The organism is Azospira sp. MPR-LB4 (assembly GCF_058809525.1).
Map to the genome: position 1 here is coordinate 1,499,690 of NZ_CM179521.1, position 14,457 is coordinate 1,514,146.

Sequence of the window (14,457 nt, forward strand, 5' to 3'; positions counted from 1 at the left end):
TAAAGAAAGCGTCCCCCTGCCTTTTACCGGGAGTACGCCATGGACAGCAGCGGTCTCACCTCCATCTACGCCTACTACAACCCCTATGGCCTATACGGTCTGGGCGGTCTGTCTTCCCTCGGCGCTGTCGCAGCTGCCAACCGCAGCCAGGGGAGTTCTTCCGTATCCGGCATCGGCGGCAGCAGCTGGACCACGGTCTCCAGCCTGGGCCAGACCTTGAGCGCCGTCAGCAATCTGCAGACGGCAGCCGAGAAGCTGACCAAGCCCGGCGCCTTCTCTTCCCTTTCCGTCGCCTCCTCCGCCCCCACCGTGGCCCGGGGTAGCGCCGCAGAAGGCACGGCCCAGGGGGCCTATACGGTGCGGGTGGATCAGCTGGCCCAGCAGCAGGTGCTCACCTCCGCCGCCCAGGCCACCCAATACACCGCCATCGGCAGCGGCGCCGACACCACGGTCAATTTCCAGTTCGCCAACGGGCGCAGCGCCTCGGTGGATATCGATGGTGGCGACAACACCGTCAAGGGGCTGGCAGCCGCCATCAACCGGGCCGACATCGGCGTTTCCGCCAGCGTGGTCAGCGGCCCCACCGGCTACCAGTTGCAGCTTTCCGGCGAAAGCGGGGCGGGCAATGCCTTCACCGTCAGCGCCAGCGGCGACAGTACCCTTTCCGACTTTTTCAGCAGCCCGCCGGGCGGCAACGGCCTCTTGCTGACCCAGCAGGCCCAGGACGCCAAGGGCTCGGTGAACGGCAGCGCCTTCACCTCCGGCACCAACACGGCCACCACCTCGGTGGAAGGTCTGACCCTCAAGCTCAACGCCACCGGCACCACCAATCTCACGGTCGGCGGCAATGCGGACCAGGCGGCGGCGGTGACCGACTTCGTCAAGGCCTACAACGCCGTGCAGAGCGGCCTCAACAGCCTGTCCCGGGAATACGCCGGCTTCAACCTGACGGCCCCCTATCTGCGCAACACATTGAGCCAGGCCCTGACGCCGGGAGCCGCCGCGGGCTCGGGCAACATCCAGAAGCTCGCGGACATCGGCATCAGCAGCAACGCCAACGGCAGCCTCAGCGTCGATACTGAAAAGCTGCGCTCGGCCCTGAGCAGCAATGCGGACGCGGTGGCCAGCCTCTTTTCCACCGACAAGGGCGAAGGGGTGGCCGATCGCATCCTGGCCCAGGTCAGCGAAGACGGCGCCCTGGCGGTGGACAACCTGCTCAAGTCCGCCGCTCCCAGCCTGACCACCGCCGGCCTCAGCACGGCCAACCTGCAGAGCAATCTGCTCAACGCCATGTTCAACCAGCAGCAGAACTGGCTCAGCCAGTACAGCGGCCTGGGCAGCCTGACCGCCTCCCTCGGCAGCACCGACTCCCTGCTGAGCAGCCTGCTCGGCAGCAGCAGCAACAACCTGAGCGGCCTGGGGCTGATCGGCGGCCTGAGCAATCCGGCCACGGTGACCTCCCTGTTCAGCAGTTGAGACCGGGAGCGGGCTGGCTCCGGGCTTATGCCCCAAAGACAAAGGCCGCCCGCGGGCGGCCTTTGTCTTTCATGGCAACGGACGGGTGAAGCGGACGGAGCGCTATCGAATCATCCAGGCGCCAGGCGCCATCGGTGGTCGACAGCCGAACTGGTCGCGGCGACAAGCGCCGGCAGCGGAAACGCCGTCAGGCGAGAACCAGGAACAGCCCTCCCCGCAGACGTCCGTCGGACGGCCCTTAGCGGGCTGCCATGGCGGAACGGCGCGTCAGCGCTTCTTCGCCGGGGTGGCCTTGCCCCGCGCCGCCACCGGCTTCTTCGCGGCGGCAGGGGCCGCCGGTTTGCCCACCAGGCGTGCCTTCTGGACTTGAGGATTGGCACGGCTGGCGGAGATTTCCAGGCCGATGGCCGGCGGCAGGTCCCGGGCGCCGGGGGGCAGGCGGGCGTAGCGGGCCCGGGCGGCGGAGATGCGCTGGTCGATGCGGGACAGGTCGTAGCCCTTGGCCTCCATGGCCCGCCGCACTTCCAGCAGACGCTGGATTTCCGCCGGCACCTTTTCCGACTTGCGGGCCACGCCCCAATCGGCCTTGGGCCGGTTGGCGGCGTCGATGAATTCTTCCGGATTGGTGATGACCCGGGCCACCTTCAGGTGGTCGTATTTCATGGCCCAGTCCAGGGCGGTCTGGCCGTTCTCGTTGCGCAGCTTGGGGTCGGCGCCCCATTCCATGAGACGCACGGCCAGGGCGTCCTTGCCTTCGTAGGCGGCCATCATCAGCACCGAGGAGCCGTTGGGGGCCTGGGCATTGACGTCGGCGCCCCGCTTCAGCAGATATTCGGCCACCTCGGCGTGGCCGGCGAAGACGGCGTAGTGCAAGGCGGACCAGGCGTAACCCTCCCGGTTCACCTGGGCGCCATGCTCCAGCAGCCACTGCACCGCCTTCAGGTGGCCCTTCCAGGCCGCCAGCAGCAGGGCCTGCTCGCCCTTGTCGTTCACCGCGTTGAGGTCGGCGCCCCGGGCGTGGAACAGCTCCATCAGGGCCACGTTGCCCTCCCAGGCGCCGATCATCAGGCCGGTGCCGACCCGGTCCGCCTGGTAGTCCGGCGGCAGGCCCGCATCCAGCCACTCCCGGGCCTGGTCCAGGTTGCCCATTTCCAGGGCGACGCCGAAACTGATCGGGCTGGGCGGCTGGAAGCCTGCCGCCTGCTGGGCCAGGGCCGGCCCCGTGCCGAGACACAGGCCGAGGGCCAGGGCGGCGAGGAGGCGCCGGGCCGGCGTCGCCAGGGGGCTGCAGGTGGGCAGGGTGGGGGAAAATTTCATCATTCGCTTCCGTTGTGCCGCCGAAGGCGCTTGCATCGCCCCCCCGGCTTGTGGTCTAAAGACGCTTTTGCTCACGGCCCGCAACGGGCCCCTTGCGATCCTTCTGCGACTGCCGATGCGGTTCCACCGGTTTCACGCCGCCCTTCTCTGTTCTCTCGCGCTCCATGCCGCCGCGCTCCTGCTGCTGCCGCCACCAGCGGCGCCGGCCCGGGCCGCCGTGCCGTTGCAGGCGCGCCTGCGGCCGCCGCCGCTGACGCCTGCCGTCCAGGAACCGCCGCCGGCACCGCCCCGGGAAGAAGCGCCGCCGCCACCGGAGAAACCTGCGACCGCCAAGCCCAAGCCCGAGAAAAAGGCCCCGGCCAAACCGGCACCAGCCCGTTTCAAGGAGCCACCGGCCAGCTTCAACGGTTACCCGGTCCTGGCGGGGAACGCCGCCCGCAGCGCCTTCAGCCAGCTGGCGCGGCAGCCCCTGTATCCGCCCGAGGCCATTGCCCGGGGCCTGCAGGGCGAGGTGTTGCTGCTGCTGTTCCTCGACGCCAACGGCAATGTGCAGGCGGCCCGGGTGGAGCGCAGCAGCGGCCAGCCCCTGCTGGACCAGGCCGCCGTCGGCGCCGCCCGCCAGCTCAAGGCCCTGCCGGAAGGGGCGCCCCGGGAGGCGATCCTGCCGGTGCGCTTCAAGCTGGACTGAAACGGCCGCCCTCCGGCTCAGGCCGGAAGCGCCGCCGGAGTACCTGGCGGCAGCGGCAATGGCCGCAGGCCGAGGCCCCTATTCTCTCAGATTGCCCCGGCCTCGCGCAGGGCGGCGATGGCCTCGGCGTCGTAGCCGAGCCGGGTCAGCACCGCCTCGGTATGTTCCCCCAGCCCCGGCCCCAGCCATTCGGTGCCGCCCGGGGTGGCGGAAAGCTTGGGCACGATGCCCGGCACCTTGAAGTCCTTGCCGTCCGGCAGGCGGGCGGACTGGATCATCTCCCGGGCCAGGAACTGGGGATCGGCGAACATGTCGGCCACCGAATAGACCCGGGAGGCGGGCACCTCCGCCGCTTCCAGCTTGGCCAGCAGCTCGGCCTCGTCCAGGCCCGCCACCCAGGCGTCGATCAGGGCGTACACCTCGTCCCGGCGCCCATCCCGGCCGGCGTTGTCGGCCAGGCCCGGGTCGGTCGCCAGATCCTCCCGCCCCAGGGCCCGCATCAGGCGCTGGAAGATGGCATCGCCGTTGGCACCGATGGTGACGAACTTGCCGTCCCGGGTCTTGTGGGTGTTGGAAGGGGTGATGCCGGGCATGATGTTGCCGGTGCGCTCCCGCACGAAGCCGAAGACGTCGAACTCGGGCACCAGGGATTCCATCATGGCGAAAATGGCCTCGTACAGGGCCACGTCCACCACCTGCCCTTTGCCCCCTTGCACCTCCTTGTGGCGCAGGGCCATGAGGGTGCCGAAGACGCCCCACAGGGCGGCAATGGAATCGCCGATGGAAATGCCGGTGCGTACCGGCGGCCGGTCGGCAAAGCCGGTGATGTAGCGCAGGCCGCCCATGCTTTCGCCGACGGCGCCGAAGCCCGGCTGGTCCTTGTAGGGCCCGGTCTGGCCGAAGCCGGAGAGGCGCAGCATGACCAGGCCCGGGTTGAGGGCGGAGAGTTCCTCCCAGGAGAGGCCCAGTTTTTCCATGACCCCGGGGCGGAAATTCTCCACCACGATGTCCGCCTCCGCCACCAGTTTGCGCACGATGTCCCGTCCCTGGGGATGCTTCAGGTTCACCGTCACCGACTGCTTGTTGCGGGACTGGACGAACCACCACAGGGAGGTGCCTTCGTACAGCTTGCGCCACTTGCGCAGGGGATCGCCGCCGTCCGGCGACTCGATCTTCACCACCTCGGCGCCGAACTCGGCCAGCAGGCGGGAGGCGAAGGGCCCGGCGATGAGGGTGCCCAGCTCGACGACCTTGAGGCCGGCCAGGGGCTTGGGAGGACAGGAGGCGGCTGGGGACATGGGGGCGGAACCTGTAAGGGAAGGCGCCATTATGCCCGCTCCGCCCCCTGGCCTATACTGCCCGCCACAGCCACGAGGAGAAGCCATGAACCAGACCGTTTTCAGCCGCATCATCAACGGCGAACTGCCCTGCGCCAAGGTGTACGAGGACGGCCACGTCTTCGCCTTCATGGATGCGGGCCAGGTCAATCCGGGCCACGTCCTGGTGGTGAGCAAGAAGCCCTTCGAGACCCTGCTCGACGCCGACGAGGAAACCGCCGCCGCCCTCATGCGCGCCGCCCGCAAGATCGCCCTGGCGGTGCAGGACGCCTTCGGCCCCGAAGGCATCACCATCCTTCAGGCCAACCGGCCCCAGGGCTGGCAGACCGTGCCCCACCTGCACCTGCACGTGCTGCCCCGCCACGCCGGCGACGGCGTCGGCCTGGTGTGGCCGCGCAAGGAGCCGGGCCTGGAGCAGTTGCAGACCCTGGCGGCAAAAATAAAGGTAACGGACTGAAGCTGCGGGTAAAATACGCCCCCTTCGCCTGTCGCCCGCCCGCCGGCGCGGCAGTCCGGCGGCACCGACCCCAGCTCCCCACCCTTTAATCATCGAGTCCCCATGAAACACATCGCCCGCAAGCGCTTCGGCCAGAACTTTTTGCAGGACCCGCAAATCGTCGCCGACATCGTGGGCGCCGTGAATCCGCCCCGGGACGGCCAGGTGGTGGAAATCGGCCCCGGCCTGGGCGCCCTCACCGTGCCCCTGATGGCCCGGGTGGACCACCTGCACGTGGTGGAGATCGACCGGGACCTGATCGCCCGCCTGAAAAAGCAGTACCCCAAGGACAAGCTGACCATCCACGAGGGCGACGCCCTGGAGTTCGACTTCGGCCAGCTGGGCCCCAACCTGCAGATCGTCGGCAACCTGCCCTACAACATCTCCACCCCCCTGCTCTTCCACCTGGCCAGCTTCGCCCCCATGGTGCGGGACATGCACTTCATGCTGCAGAAGGAAGTGGTGGAGCGCATGGTGGCCCTGCCCGGCGAGAGCGAATACAGCCGCCTCTCGGTGATGCTGCAGTACCGCTTCTACATGGACTGGCTGCTGGATGTGCCGCCCGAATCCTTCGACCCGGCGCCCAAGGTGGATTCGGCCGTGGTGCGCCTGATTCCCCGGCCCCAGGAAGAACTCACGGCCAAGGACCCGGCCCTGCTGGAAAAGGTGGTGCAGGCCGCCTTCTCCCAGCGGCGCAAGATGCTGCGCAACACCCTCAAGGAACTGGGCGGCGAAGCCTGGCTCGAAGCCCACGGCATCAAGCCCACGGCCCGGGCCGAAGACGTGCCGGTGGCCGATTACATCGCCCTGGCCAACAGCCTGGTCAAGCCCGAAAACTAGGCACCCCGGAAAGGCAGGCGGGATGCGGTTGCCGGGCACGGCATCGCCGGCAGGCCCGTCCTTTCTGCCTCCCAGCCCATCCCCCTGACGACTACTGGCGCCACGCCATTGCCGCCGCGGCGGGCCGCCGGCCAAGCGGGTAAAATGGCGGCCTTGGCTCACCCCCGGTGTTACGGATTCATCCCATGCTACGACTGACCGAAATCAAGCTCCCCCTGGACCACCCCGAAGCGGACCTGCGCAGCGCCGTCTGCCAGCGTCTGGGCATCGCCGACGGGGACCTGCTGGGTTATTCGGTCTATCGCCGCAGCTTCGATGCGCGCAAGAAGTCCGCCATCGTCTTCATCTACGCCATCGACGCCGAAGTGCGCGACGAGGCCGCCGTGCTCAAGCGCCTGGCCGGCGACAAGCACGTCATGCCCTCCCCCGACACCACCTACCGCTTCGTCGCCCGGGCCCCGGCCCAGCTGGCGACGCGGCCCGTGGTCATCGGCACCGGCCCCTGCGGCCTCTTTGCCGGCCTGCTGCTGGCCCAGATGGGCTTCAAGCCCATCATCCTGGAGCGGGGCAAGGCGGTGCGGGAACGCACCAAGGACACCTGGGGCCTGTGGCGCAAGGGCGAGCTGAACCCGGATTCCAACGTGCAGTTCGGCGAGGGCGGCGCCGGCACCTTCTCCGACGGCAAGCTCTACAGCCAGATCAAGGATCCCCAGCACCACGGCCGCAAGGTCCTGGAAGAGTTCGTCAAGGCCGGGGCGCCGGAGGAAATCCTCTACATCAGCAAGCCCCACATCGGCACCTTCCGACTGGTGGGCATGGTGGAGAAGATGCGGGCCAACATCATCGAACTGGGCGGCGAAGTGCGTTTCGGCTGCCGGGTCGAGGAAATCGAGATCGAGCGGGACGCCGCCGGCAACGGCCAGGTGCGCGGCGTGGTGCTGGCCGACGGCGAGCGCATCCCCAGCGACCATGTGGTGCTGGCCGTGGGCCACAGCGCCCGGGACACCTTCCACATGCTCTACGCCAAGGGCGTCTACATCGAGGCCAAGCCCTTCTCCATCGGAGTGCGCATCGAGCATCCCCAGGCCCTCATCGACAAGGCCCGCTTCGGCCCCTTCGCCGGCCACCCCCTGCTCGGCGCCGCCGACTACAAGCTGGTGCACCACTGCAGCAACGGCCGTTCCGCCTACAGCTTCTGCATGTGCCCCGGCGGTACCGTGGTGGCCGCCACCTCGGAGCCGGGCCGGGTGGTGACCAACGGCATGAGCCAGTATTCGCGCAACGAGCGCAACGCCAACAGCGGCATCGTCGTCGGCATCGCGCCGGAGACGGACTACCCGGGCCATCCCCTGGCCGGCATCGACTTCCAGCGCCACTGGGAATCGAAGGCCTTCGAAGCCGGCGGCGGCACCTACGCCGCCCCCGCCCAGCGGGTCGGCGACTTCCTCGCCGGGCGCCCCTCCACCGCCCCGGGCGGGGTCGAGCCCTCCTACACGCCGGGAGTGCACTGGACCGATCTCTCCCAGTGCCTGCCCTCCTACGTGGTGCAGGCCCTGCGCGAAGCCCTGCCGGCCTTCGACAGGCAGATCCGCGGCTTCGCCATGGCCGACGCGGTCATGACCGGGGTCGAGACCCGCACCTCCTCCCCCATCCGCATCAAGCGCGGCGACGACCTGCAGAGCCTCAACACCCGGGGCCTGTACCCGGCCGGCGAAGGCGCCGGCTACGCCGGAGGCATCCTCTCCGCCGGGGTGGACGGCATCAAGGTGGCCGAAGCCGTGGCCCTGGACATGGTGGGCCGGCCCGCCGCCTGAGCGGCCGCGCCCGCCGGCATCCCGCTCACGCGCACGCCATGGGCTTTTTCGACTGGCTGCTCGGCCCCCGCCACAGCGACCTGGCGGACGACGGCCTGCAACAGGCCATCCACCAGGTCATGGCCGGCGTCGATCCGCGCCTGCAGGCCATGCACGGCGCCCGGGAGCGCCTCGCCCCGGCCGTCGCCCACGCCCTCGACTACGCCCGCAGCATCGCCGCCCGCCAGGCCGACTGCATTCCCCTGCAAGCCTCCCGCTGGGCCGCCAGCCCGGTGCTGCGGGCCCTCTTCGCCCGCCCCGAAGACATCACCGCCACCGTGAACGCCAGCCCGGACCTGCGGGAATTCCTCGACAGCGGCGGCGACGGCTGCGGCGACACCATCTACTGCATCGTCGCCGCCACGCCGCAACAGCACACCACCCTGGGCACCGCCCTGGAAGGGGACCTGCTGCGCCGGGACGTGGAGCGGCACAGCATCAGCTTCGGGGACTTCCGCCTGGTGGGCTTTTCCGCCAGCCCCCAGGCCCTGCAGCAGCGCACCCAGGAGATGGTGCTGGAAGCCCTGGTGCTGGACGCCCTGGCCGAAATCACCGCCAGCAAGGCCCGGGGCCGGGCCCTGGAGGCGGAGCACGGCCTGCTGCGGCACCGCCTGGCACTCATGGCCCAGAGCCGGGCCGGCCTCAACGGCCTGGAAGCAGAAGGCGCCCACCACCAGGACGTGGCCCAGCTGCGCCAACAGCTGGCCGACAACGAAGCCGCCCTGGCCGCCGCCCATAGCGGCAGCGGCTGGCTGGAGGCCACCCTGGAACAGTTGCAGGCCCATCTGGCGGCGGCCGAGGAGAGCCTGCCCATCCGCCCCACGGTGCTCTGGCTCGACCCCATGAACCTGATGACGGCACCCCAGGCGACCAATGCCGCCCCCGTGGCCCTGACGGAAATCGCCCGCCCCGGCCGCCCCCTGCGCCTCACCTTCCCTGCCGCCATCCCCCGGGCCGAGGTGGCGCCGCCCCATCTGGATTTCGACTCGGCCCTGCGCCTGCTCTAGGCGCCTGCTGCCGCCTTCCCCATTTTCTGCCGCCACAAAAACAAACAGGGCGCCAGCGGCGCCCTGTCGGGGAAAACGGGAGAGAACCGGCGCAGAAAACTTCCGGCTCGGCCACTCCCGCGGGAAAAGCTCCCTCAGTCCTTCTTCATCGGGCAGGTCTTGATGCCCAGCAGGGTGTAGGCCGGGCACCAGCCCATGAAGCCGGTGGCCAGGGGCACCACGCCGATCCAGGCCCACACCGGGCCGCCCAGGATGGCCCAGGCGATCAGGGCCAGGCCGACGACGATGCGCAGGATTTTGTCGATACCGCCAACGTTTGCTTTCATGCTTGCTGCCTCCAGTGAGTTTTGACCCTCCCAGCATAGCGGGGTCCCGGGCAAGCGTATGTAACCTGGGTCACACACCCGCGAGCGGCGCCCGGAGGCGCCCAGGCCACGGCCGGCCCAGGCGGCCGCCGGCCTTCAGCGGGCGGCGTCGGCCAGGCTCTTGAGGCCGTTGCGGTCCAGGATGCCGATCTGTTCCCGCCCCAGGACCACCAGCCCCTGGGCAGCAAAGCCCTTCAGCAGCCGGCTGACGATTTCCCGCACGCTGCCCAGCTCTTCCGCCAGCTGCTGGTGGGTGGCGTGCAGGGTGTCGCCGTTCTTGGCCAGCAGCAGCTTGGCCAGGCGCTGGTCGAGACGGTGGAAGGCCACCTCCTCCACCAGCTGCATCAGTTCGGCCAGACGCTCGGAAAAGAGGTGGAAGACGAAATCGCGGAAGCGGGCCTGCTCCGCCACCAGCCGGTCGAACACCGGGCTGGGCAGGATCAGCAGGGTGATGGGCGTTTCCGCCTCGCCCCGGGCGGTATAGGGCGCATGGCCCAGGAGACAGCTGGAGGTGATGATGCAGGATTCCCCCGGCTCCACCCGGTAGAGCAGCATTTCCCGGCCGCTGGCGGCGGTCTTCACCACCTTGATGCTGCCTTCCAGCAGCAGGGGGAAGCCCTGGCAGGGCTGGCGCTCGGCGAACAGCTGGGTACCGGCGGGCAGCCGCAGCAGGGCCTCGGGCCGGCACAGGGCGGCCAGCTGGTCTGCCGGCAGGGCCGCCAGGGAGGGATAGAGGGCCAGCAGGCCGGCGGAGGTCAGTTCCATGGTCGGGCGCGGTCCGGTTGGGGCTTCAGGCGACGGGGCCGATTTCGGCGATGGCCGGGGCGTGGTCCGACGGGCGTTCCCAGGTGCGGGGCTCCTTGTCGATGCGCCCGGCGCTGCAGGCCGCCGCCAGGGGGGCGGAGAGCAGCAGGTGGTCGATGCGCAGGCCCAGGTTGCGGCGGAAGCCGCCCATGCGGTAATCCCACCAGGAGAAGGTGGCCGGCGGCTGCTCGAAGAGGCGGAAACTGTCGCTCAGGCCCAGGCCCAGCAGGCGCTGCCAGGCGGCCCGCTCCGGCTCGGAGCAGAGGATCTTGCCTGCCCAGGCCTGGGGGTCGTGCACGTCCGCATCGGCCGGGGCGATATTGAAGTCGCCGGCCAGCACCAGTCGGGGATGGGCGGCCAGTTCCTCGGCCAGCCACTTTTCCAGGGCTGCCAGCCATTCCAGCTTGTAGGCGTACTTGTCGCTACCCACTTCCTGGCCGTTGGGGAAATAGGCGCAGATCACCCGCACACCATCAACCGTGGCGGCGATGAGGCGCTTCTGGGGATCGTCGTAATGGGGATTACCCCGCTGCACCTCGGCCAGGGGCTGGCGCGAAAGCAGGGCGACGCCGTTGTAGGTCTTCTGGCCGGAAAAGGCGACCTGGTAGCCGGCGGCCTCGATCTCGGCCTGGGGGAAATTGTGGTCCTCCAGCTTGGTTTCCTGCAGGCAGACCACATCGGGGGCCTCCTTGGCCAGCCACTCCAGCAGATGGGGCAGGCGGACCTTGAGGGAATTGACGTTCCAGGTGGCAAACTTCATCGACAACTATTTCTCCAGGGCGCCCCGGGGCTTGAAACCGTAGGGGGCCGTCTTGGGGTAGCCGGCCAGGTCCAGCAGATTGTTCCAGGCGGCGCTGTCTACGCCCCGGGTGGTCTGCTTGCCGACCATGAGAATGGGCACGACCGGCTCGCTGCCGGCCACGCGCTTGAGTTCTTCGTAATCCTCCGGGGTGGCGATCATCTTCTCGCGGAAGGGAACGCCCCGGGCGTTGAGCAGGTCCCGCCCCAGGCGGCAGGTCTCGACGCAGTCGCTGCTGGTGTACAGCACCACCGGGAAATTCTCCACGGCGCGGCGGGTGGCGTAGGGCAGGCTGCCCTCTTCCCCTTCGGCGGCAGCGCCCAGCTGCTTCTTGCTCACCTGCTTGACCCCGGCGGGGGGCGGCTTGTCGGAAAAGACCGTCTGGCCGGTCTGGGGGTCGATCCAGCGGTAGGTGGTCTGGGCCTGGGCGGCACCCCAGGCCAGGCAGCCGACGAGCAGGGACAGCAGCAGTTTCATGGCAAAAATCTCCCGACAGCGGTGTTGGGCCGGATTACGCGGGGATCATACCATTGTGCCGCAACAGGGCATCCACGCTGGGTTCCCGGCCGCGGAAGGCCTTGAAGGAGTCGATCGCCGGGCGGGAACCGCCGACGGAGAGGATCTCGTCCAGGAAGCGCTTGCCAGTGGCCCCGTCGAAGGGATTGCCGGCCTCCTCGAAGGCGGCGTAGACATCGGCCGACAGCACCTCGGCCCACTTGTAGCTGAAGTAGCCCGCCGCGTAGCCGCCGGCGAAGATGTGGCCGAAGCTGTTGGGGAAGCGGTGCCAGGCAGGGGGAATCAGCACCGCCACTTCCCGGCGCACCTCGTTCAGCACGTCCAGCACGGTCTGCTCGCCCTTGGGGTCGAAGCCGTGGTGGATGCGCAGGTCGAAGAGGGAGAATTCCAGCTGGCGCACGGTCATGAGGCCGCTGTGGAAGTTCTTGGCCGCCAGCATCTTGTCGTAGAGGGCCCGGGGCAACGGCTCGCCGGAATCCACGTGGCCGGTCATGCCCTGCAGCACTTCCCACTCCCAGCAGTAGTTCTCCATGAACTGGGAGGGCAGTTCCACCGCATCCCACTCGACGCCGTGGATGCCGGAGACGCCCAGCTCCTCCACCCGGGTCAGCAGGTGGTGCAGGCCGTGGCCGGTCTCGTGGAAGAGGGTGATGACGTCGTCGTGGCTGAAGGTGGCGGGCTTGTTCCCCACCGGAGCGGGGAAGTTGCAGTTGAGGTAGGCCACCGGGGTCTGGATGCCGGCAGCGGTGGCGCGGCGGGTGATGGCTTCGTCCATCCAGGCGCCGCCCCGCTTGGTTTCCCGGGCGTAGAGGTCCAGGTAGAACTGGCCCACCAGCTCGCCGGCAGCGGTCTCGATGCGGAAGAAACGCACGTCCGGATGCCACACGGGGGCCGCGTCGGGCTTCAGCTTGACGTTGAAGAGGGACTCGATGACCTTGAACAGGCCGCCCAGCACCTTGGGTTCGGGGAAATACTGCTTCACCTCCTCGTCGGAGAAGGAGTAGCGGGCCTGCTTGAGCTTTTCCGAAGCCCAGCCGATGTCCCAGGGTTCCAGTTCGTCCATGCCCAGTTCGGCCTTGGCGAAGGCCTTCAGCTCGGCCAGGTCCTTCTCGGCGAAAGGCTTGGCCTTCACCGCCAGGTCGTTGAGGAAGGCCAGCACCTGTTCCGGACTGTCGGCCATCTTGGGCACCAGGGAAACCTGGGCGAAGGTGTCGAAGCCCAGCATCTTGGCCTCTTCGGCCCGCAGTTCCAGGATGCGGCGGATCAGGGGGGTGTTGTCCCACTCGGCCTTGCTGCTGCCGTCGGTGAACTCGGCGGCCCGGGTGGCGTAGGCCCGGTACATGGCCTGGCGCAGGCGGCGGCTCTCGGCGTACTGCATCACCGGCATGTAGGAGGGGGCGTGCAGGGTGAATTTCCAGCCGGCCTTGCCCTCCCCGCTCTTTCCGTCCCTCTCGGCGGCGGCCCGGGCGGCGGCCTGCACGTCTTCCGGCAGGCCCGCCAGTTCGGCCTCGTCGGTCACGAATTCGGCGAAGGCGTTGGTGGCGTCCAGCAGGTTTTCCGAGAACTTGGCGGAGAGGCTGGCCAGTTCTTCCTGGATGGCCTGGAAGCGGGGCTTCTGCGCTTCCGGCAGCTCGGCGCCGGAAAGGCGGAAGTCGCGGATCTCGTTGTGCAGGATTCTCTTGCGGGCCGGGGAAAGGCCGGCGAATTCGGGAGAGGCGGCCAGGGCCTTGTACTTCTCGAAAAGGGCCAGGTTCTGGCCCAGTTCGCTGAAGAAGCGGGTCACCTCCGGCAGCAGATCGTTGTAGGCCTCGCGCCATTCGGGCACGTCATTGACGCCGTGCAGGTGGCCGACGATGCCCCAGGCCCAGGAGAGGTGCTCGATGCCGTCGTTGAGGGGCGCCGCGAAATCGTCCCAGGTGGCCGGCACGGCGGCGGCGGTGAGGCGCGCCACCAGGGCCCGGCTGTCGGCCAGCAGCTGCTCGATGGCGGGCCGCACGTGGGCCGGCTCGATGCGGTCGAAGGGCGGCAGCACGGCACGGGGCTGGCCGACGGTGGCAAGAAGGGGATTGGCGCTCATGGGCTGTTCTCTGGAGATGTTATCGGTAGGGGCAACAAAAACGGGCGGCCTGGGCCGCCCGTGGGCTGGCGCTGAAACTGGACGTCTGTTCTTGCAGATGGGGTCTGGCGCCTATTCTACAAGGTCCGCGTAGGCATGCCAGGTGGCGTGGCCCAGCAGGGGCATGATCAGCACCAGACCGGCCATCAGGGTGACGAAGCCGAACAGGGTCAGGCTGACGATGAGGAAGGACCACAGCAGCATGGCCGGCAGATTGGTCGCCACCACGTTGATGCTGGTGGCCATGGCGTGGTGCACCTCCACCTCCCGGTCCAGCAGCAGGGGCGCCGTCACCACCGAGAGCAGGAAGGTCACCGCGGCCAGGGTGGCGCCGCTGAGGGTCCAGATGGCGGCCAGGTTGGGGTGGCGGCCGGAGAGGAAGATTTCCCGGGCCAGTTCCTCGAAGCCCCAGATCCACTCGCTGCCCAGCAGATAGGCCACCAGGGCCGTGGTCAGCTGGGCCCAGATGAAGTAGATGGCGGCCAGGAAGAGGCCGTAGAGGGCCAGGGGGCGCCAGCGGGCGGCCAGGGAATGGGCCACGGCGGCGGCGTCGAGCCGGTCGCCGCCGGCGATGCGGCGGCTGATCTCGTAGAAGCCCACGGCCAGCAGAGGCCCTACCAAGAGGAAGCCGGAGACGGCCGCCAGCAGCAGTTCGGGCCGGCCCTGGGCCAGGGCGAAGATGCACAGGCCGCCGATGGCGAACAGGGCACCCAGGGAGAGGCTCAGGGCGGGCCGCCGGGAGAGGTCCCGCAGGCCGCCGGCCAGCCAGTGGAAGGGACGGGACCAGGCCACGTGGCGCACCCGGGGCAGGTCGTGATGAACGGGGGAGTGCAGGATGTCCAT

14 protein-coding genes are annotated in these 14,457 nt (G+C 68.9%); 6 read left to right on the forward strand and 8 right to left on the reverse strand.

Features of this window, described 5'->3' with window-relative positions; all coding sequences use genetic code 11:
* Window positions 1-39: 39 nt before the first annotated feature.
* Window positions 40-1,476 carry a flagellar filament capping protein FliD gene (gene fliD, locus AC3QLZ_RS06855; RefSeq protein ID WP_014235161.1) on the forward strand — a complete coding sequence of 479 codons (1,437 nt, stop codon included), beginning with the start codon at window positions 40-42 and terminating at the stop codon, window positions 1,474-1,476.
* Between the two features lie 267 nt (window positions 1,477-1,743).
* Here the strand turns inward: fliD and AC3QLZ_RS06860 are convergent, their stop codons facing one another.
* Window positions 1,744-2,793 (reverse strand): ankyrin repeat domain-containing protein, encoded by a 1,050-nt coding sequence (locus AC3QLZ_RS06860; RefSeq protein WP_014235162.1) that lies wholly within the window; start codon window positions 2,791-2,793, stop codon window positions 1,744-1,746.
* A gap of 115 nt (window positions 2,794-2,908) precedes the next feature.
* Between AC3QLZ_RS06860 and AC3QLZ_RS06865 the strand changes: the two genes are divergently transcribed.
* The gene (locus AC3QLZ_RS06865) at window positions 2,909-3,481 is read left to right on the forward strand and encodes an energy transducer TonB (protein WP_014235163.1); all 573 of its coding nucleotides are present in this window, start codon (window positions 2,909-2,911) and stop codon (window positions 3,479-3,481) included.
* A gap of 86 nt (window positions 3,482-3,567) precedes the next feature.
* Here AC3QLZ_RS06865 and AC3QLZ_RS06870 read toward each other — a convergent pair whose 3' ends face one another.
* Window positions 3,568-4,779 carry a CaiB/BaiF CoA transferase family protein gene (locus tag AC3QLZ_RS06870; protein WP_014235164.1) on the reverse strand — a complete coding sequence of 404 codons (1,212 nt, stop codon included), beginning with the start codon at window positions 4,777-4,779 and terminating at the stop codon, window positions 3,568-3,570.
* Between the two features lie 85 nt (window positions 4,780-4,864).
* Between AC3QLZ_RS06870 and AC3QLZ_RS06875 the strand changes: the two genes are divergently transcribed.
* From AC3QLZ_RS06875 to AC3QLZ_RS06890, 4 genes are all read left to right on the forward strand, one after another.
* Window positions 4,865-5,275 (forward strand): HIT family protein, encoded by a 411-nt coding sequence (locus tag AC3QLZ_RS06875; protein WP_014235165.1) that lies wholly within the window; start codon window positions 4,865-4,867, stop codon window positions 5,273-5,275.
* Between the two features lie 102 nt (window positions 5,276-5,377).
* A complete protein-coding gene (gene rsmA / locus AC3QLZ_RS06880) occupies window positions 5,378-6,154 on the forward strand; it encodes a 16S rRNA (adenine(1518)-N(6)/adenine(1519)-N(6))-dimethyltransferase RsmA (RefSeq protein WP_014235166.1) in 777 nt (258 codons plus the stop codon).
* Window positions 6,155-6,339: 185 nt separating this feature from the next.
* The gene (locus tag AC3QLZ_RS06885; RefSeq protein ID WP_014235167.1) at window positions 6,340-7,968 is read left to right on the forward strand and encodes an NAD(P)/FAD-dependent oxidoreductase; all 1,629 of its coding nucleotides are present in this window, start codon (window positions 6,340-6,342) and stop codon (window positions 7,966-7,968) included.
* 38 nt (window positions 7,969-8,006) lie between these two features.
* Window positions 8,007-9,014, forward strand: a complete 1,008-nt coding sequence (locus tag AC3QLZ_RS06890; protein ID WP_014235168.1) for a hypothetical protein — start codon at window positions 8,007-8,009, stop codon at window positions 9,012-9,014.
* 134 nt (window positions 9,015-9,148) lie between these two features.
* Here the strand turns inward: AC3QLZ_RS06890 and AC3QLZ_RS06895 are convergent, their stop codons facing one another.
* The 6 genes from AC3QLZ_RS06895 to AC3QLZ_RS06920 all read right to left on the reverse strand — a co-directional run bounded on the left by AC3QLZ_RS06895 (window position 9,149) and on the right by AC3QLZ_RS06920 (window position 14,457).
* Window positions 9,149-9,340 carry a YgaP family membrane protein gene (locus AC3QLZ_RS06895; protein ID WP_014235169.1) on the reverse strand — a complete coding sequence of 64 codons (192 nt, stop codon included), beginning with the start codon at window positions 9,338-9,340 and terminating at the stop codon, window positions 9,149-9,151.
* A gap of 135 nt (window positions 9,341-9,475) precedes the next feature.
* A complete protein-coding gene (locus tag AC3QLZ_RS06900; protein WP_014235170.1) occupies window positions 9,476-10,144 on the reverse strand; it encodes a Crp/Fnr family transcriptional regulator in 669 nt (222 codons plus the stop codon).
* Between the two features lie 25 nt (window positions 10,145-10,169).
* Window positions 10,170-10,943 (reverse strand): exodeoxyribonuclease III, encoded by a 774-nt coding sequence (xth, locus tag AC3QLZ_RS06905; protein ID WP_014235171.1) that lies wholly within the window; start codon window positions 10,941-10,943, stop codon window positions 10,170-10,172.
* A gap of 6 nt (window positions 10,944-10,949) precedes the next feature.
* Window positions 10,950-11,459, reverse strand: coding sequence for a glutaredoxin family protein (locus tag AC3QLZ_RS06910; RefSeq protein ID WP_014235172.1), 510 nt, complete (start codon window positions 11,457-11,459; stop codon window positions 10,950-10,952).
* A 34-nt stretch (window positions 11,460-11,493) separates the two neighbouring features.
* Window positions 11,494-13,575 (reverse strand): M3 family metallopeptidase, encoded by a 2,082-nt coding sequence (locus tag AC3QLZ_RS06915; RefSeq protein ID WP_014235173.1) that lies wholly within the window; start codon window positions 13,573-13,575, stop codon window positions 11,494-11,496.
* A 111-nt stretch (window positions 13,576-13,686) separates the two neighbouring features.
* Entirely contained in the window at window positions 13,687-14,457 is a 771-nt protein-coding gene (locus AC3QLZ_RS06920) for a DUF2189 domain-containing protein (protein WP_014235174.1), read from the reverse strand.

Excerpts from the sequence above, each read along its gene's own strand:
- fliD (WP_014235161.1), top strand. The coding sequence starts at position 40 with ATGGACAGCAGCGGTCTCACCTCCATCTACGCCTACTACAACCCCTAT.
- AC3QLZ_RS06860 (WP_014235162.1), bottom strand. The coding sequence starts at position 2,793 with ATGAAATTTTCCCCCACCCTGCCCACCTGCAGCCCCCTGGCGACGCCG.
- AC3QLZ_RS06865 (WP_014235163.1), top strand. The coding sequence starts at position 2,909 with ATGCGGTTCCACCGGTTTCACGCCGCCCTTCTCTGTTCTCTCGCGCTC.
- AC3QLZ_RS06870 (WP_014235164.1), bottom strand. The coding sequence starts at position 4,779 with ATGTCCCCAGCCGCCTCCTGTCCTCCCAAGCCCCTGGCCGGCCTCAAG.
- AC3QLZ_RS06875 (WP_014235165.1), top strand. The coding sequence starts at position 4,865 with ATGAACCAGACCGTTTTCAGCCGCATCATCAACGGCGAACTGCCCTGC.
- rsmA (WP_014235166.1), top strand. The coding sequence starts at position 5,378 with ATGAAACACATCGCCCGCAAGCGCTTCGGCCAGAACTTTTTGCAGGAC.
- AC3QLZ_RS06885 (WP_014235167.1), top strand. The coding sequence starts at position 6,340 with ATGCTACGACTGACCGAAATCAAGCTCCCCCTGGACCACCCCGAAGCG.
- AC3QLZ_RS06890 (WP_014235168.1), top strand. The coding sequence starts at position 8,007 with ATGGGCTTTTTCGACTGGCTGCTCGGCCCCCGCCACAGCGACCTGGCG.
- AC3QLZ_RS06895 (WP_014235169.1), bottom strand. The coding sequence starts at position 9,340 with ATGAAAGCAAACGTTGGCGGTATCGACAAAATCCTGCGCATCGTCGTC.
- AC3QLZ_RS06900 (WP_014235170.1), bottom strand. The coding sequence starts at position 10,144 with ATGGAACTGACCTCCGCCGGCCTGCTGGCCCTCTATCCCTCCCTGGCG.
- xth (WP_014235171.1), bottom strand. The coding sequence starts at position 10,943 with ATGAAGTTTGCCACCTGGAACGTCAATTCCCTCAAGGTCCGCCTGCCC.
- AC3QLZ_RS06910 (WP_014235172.1), bottom strand. The coding sequence starts at position 11,459 with ATGAAACTGCTGCTGTCCCTGCTCGTCGGCTGCCTGGCCTGGGGTGCC.
- AC3QLZ_RS06915 (WP_014235173.1), bottom strand. The coding sequence starts at position 13,575 with ATGAGCGCCAATCCCCTTCTTGCCACCGTCGGCCAGCCCCGTGCCGTG.
- AC3QLZ_RS06920 (WP_014235174.1), bottom strand. The coding sequence starts at position 14,457 with ATGGACATCCTGCACTCCCCCGTTCATCACGACCTGCCCCGGGTGCGC.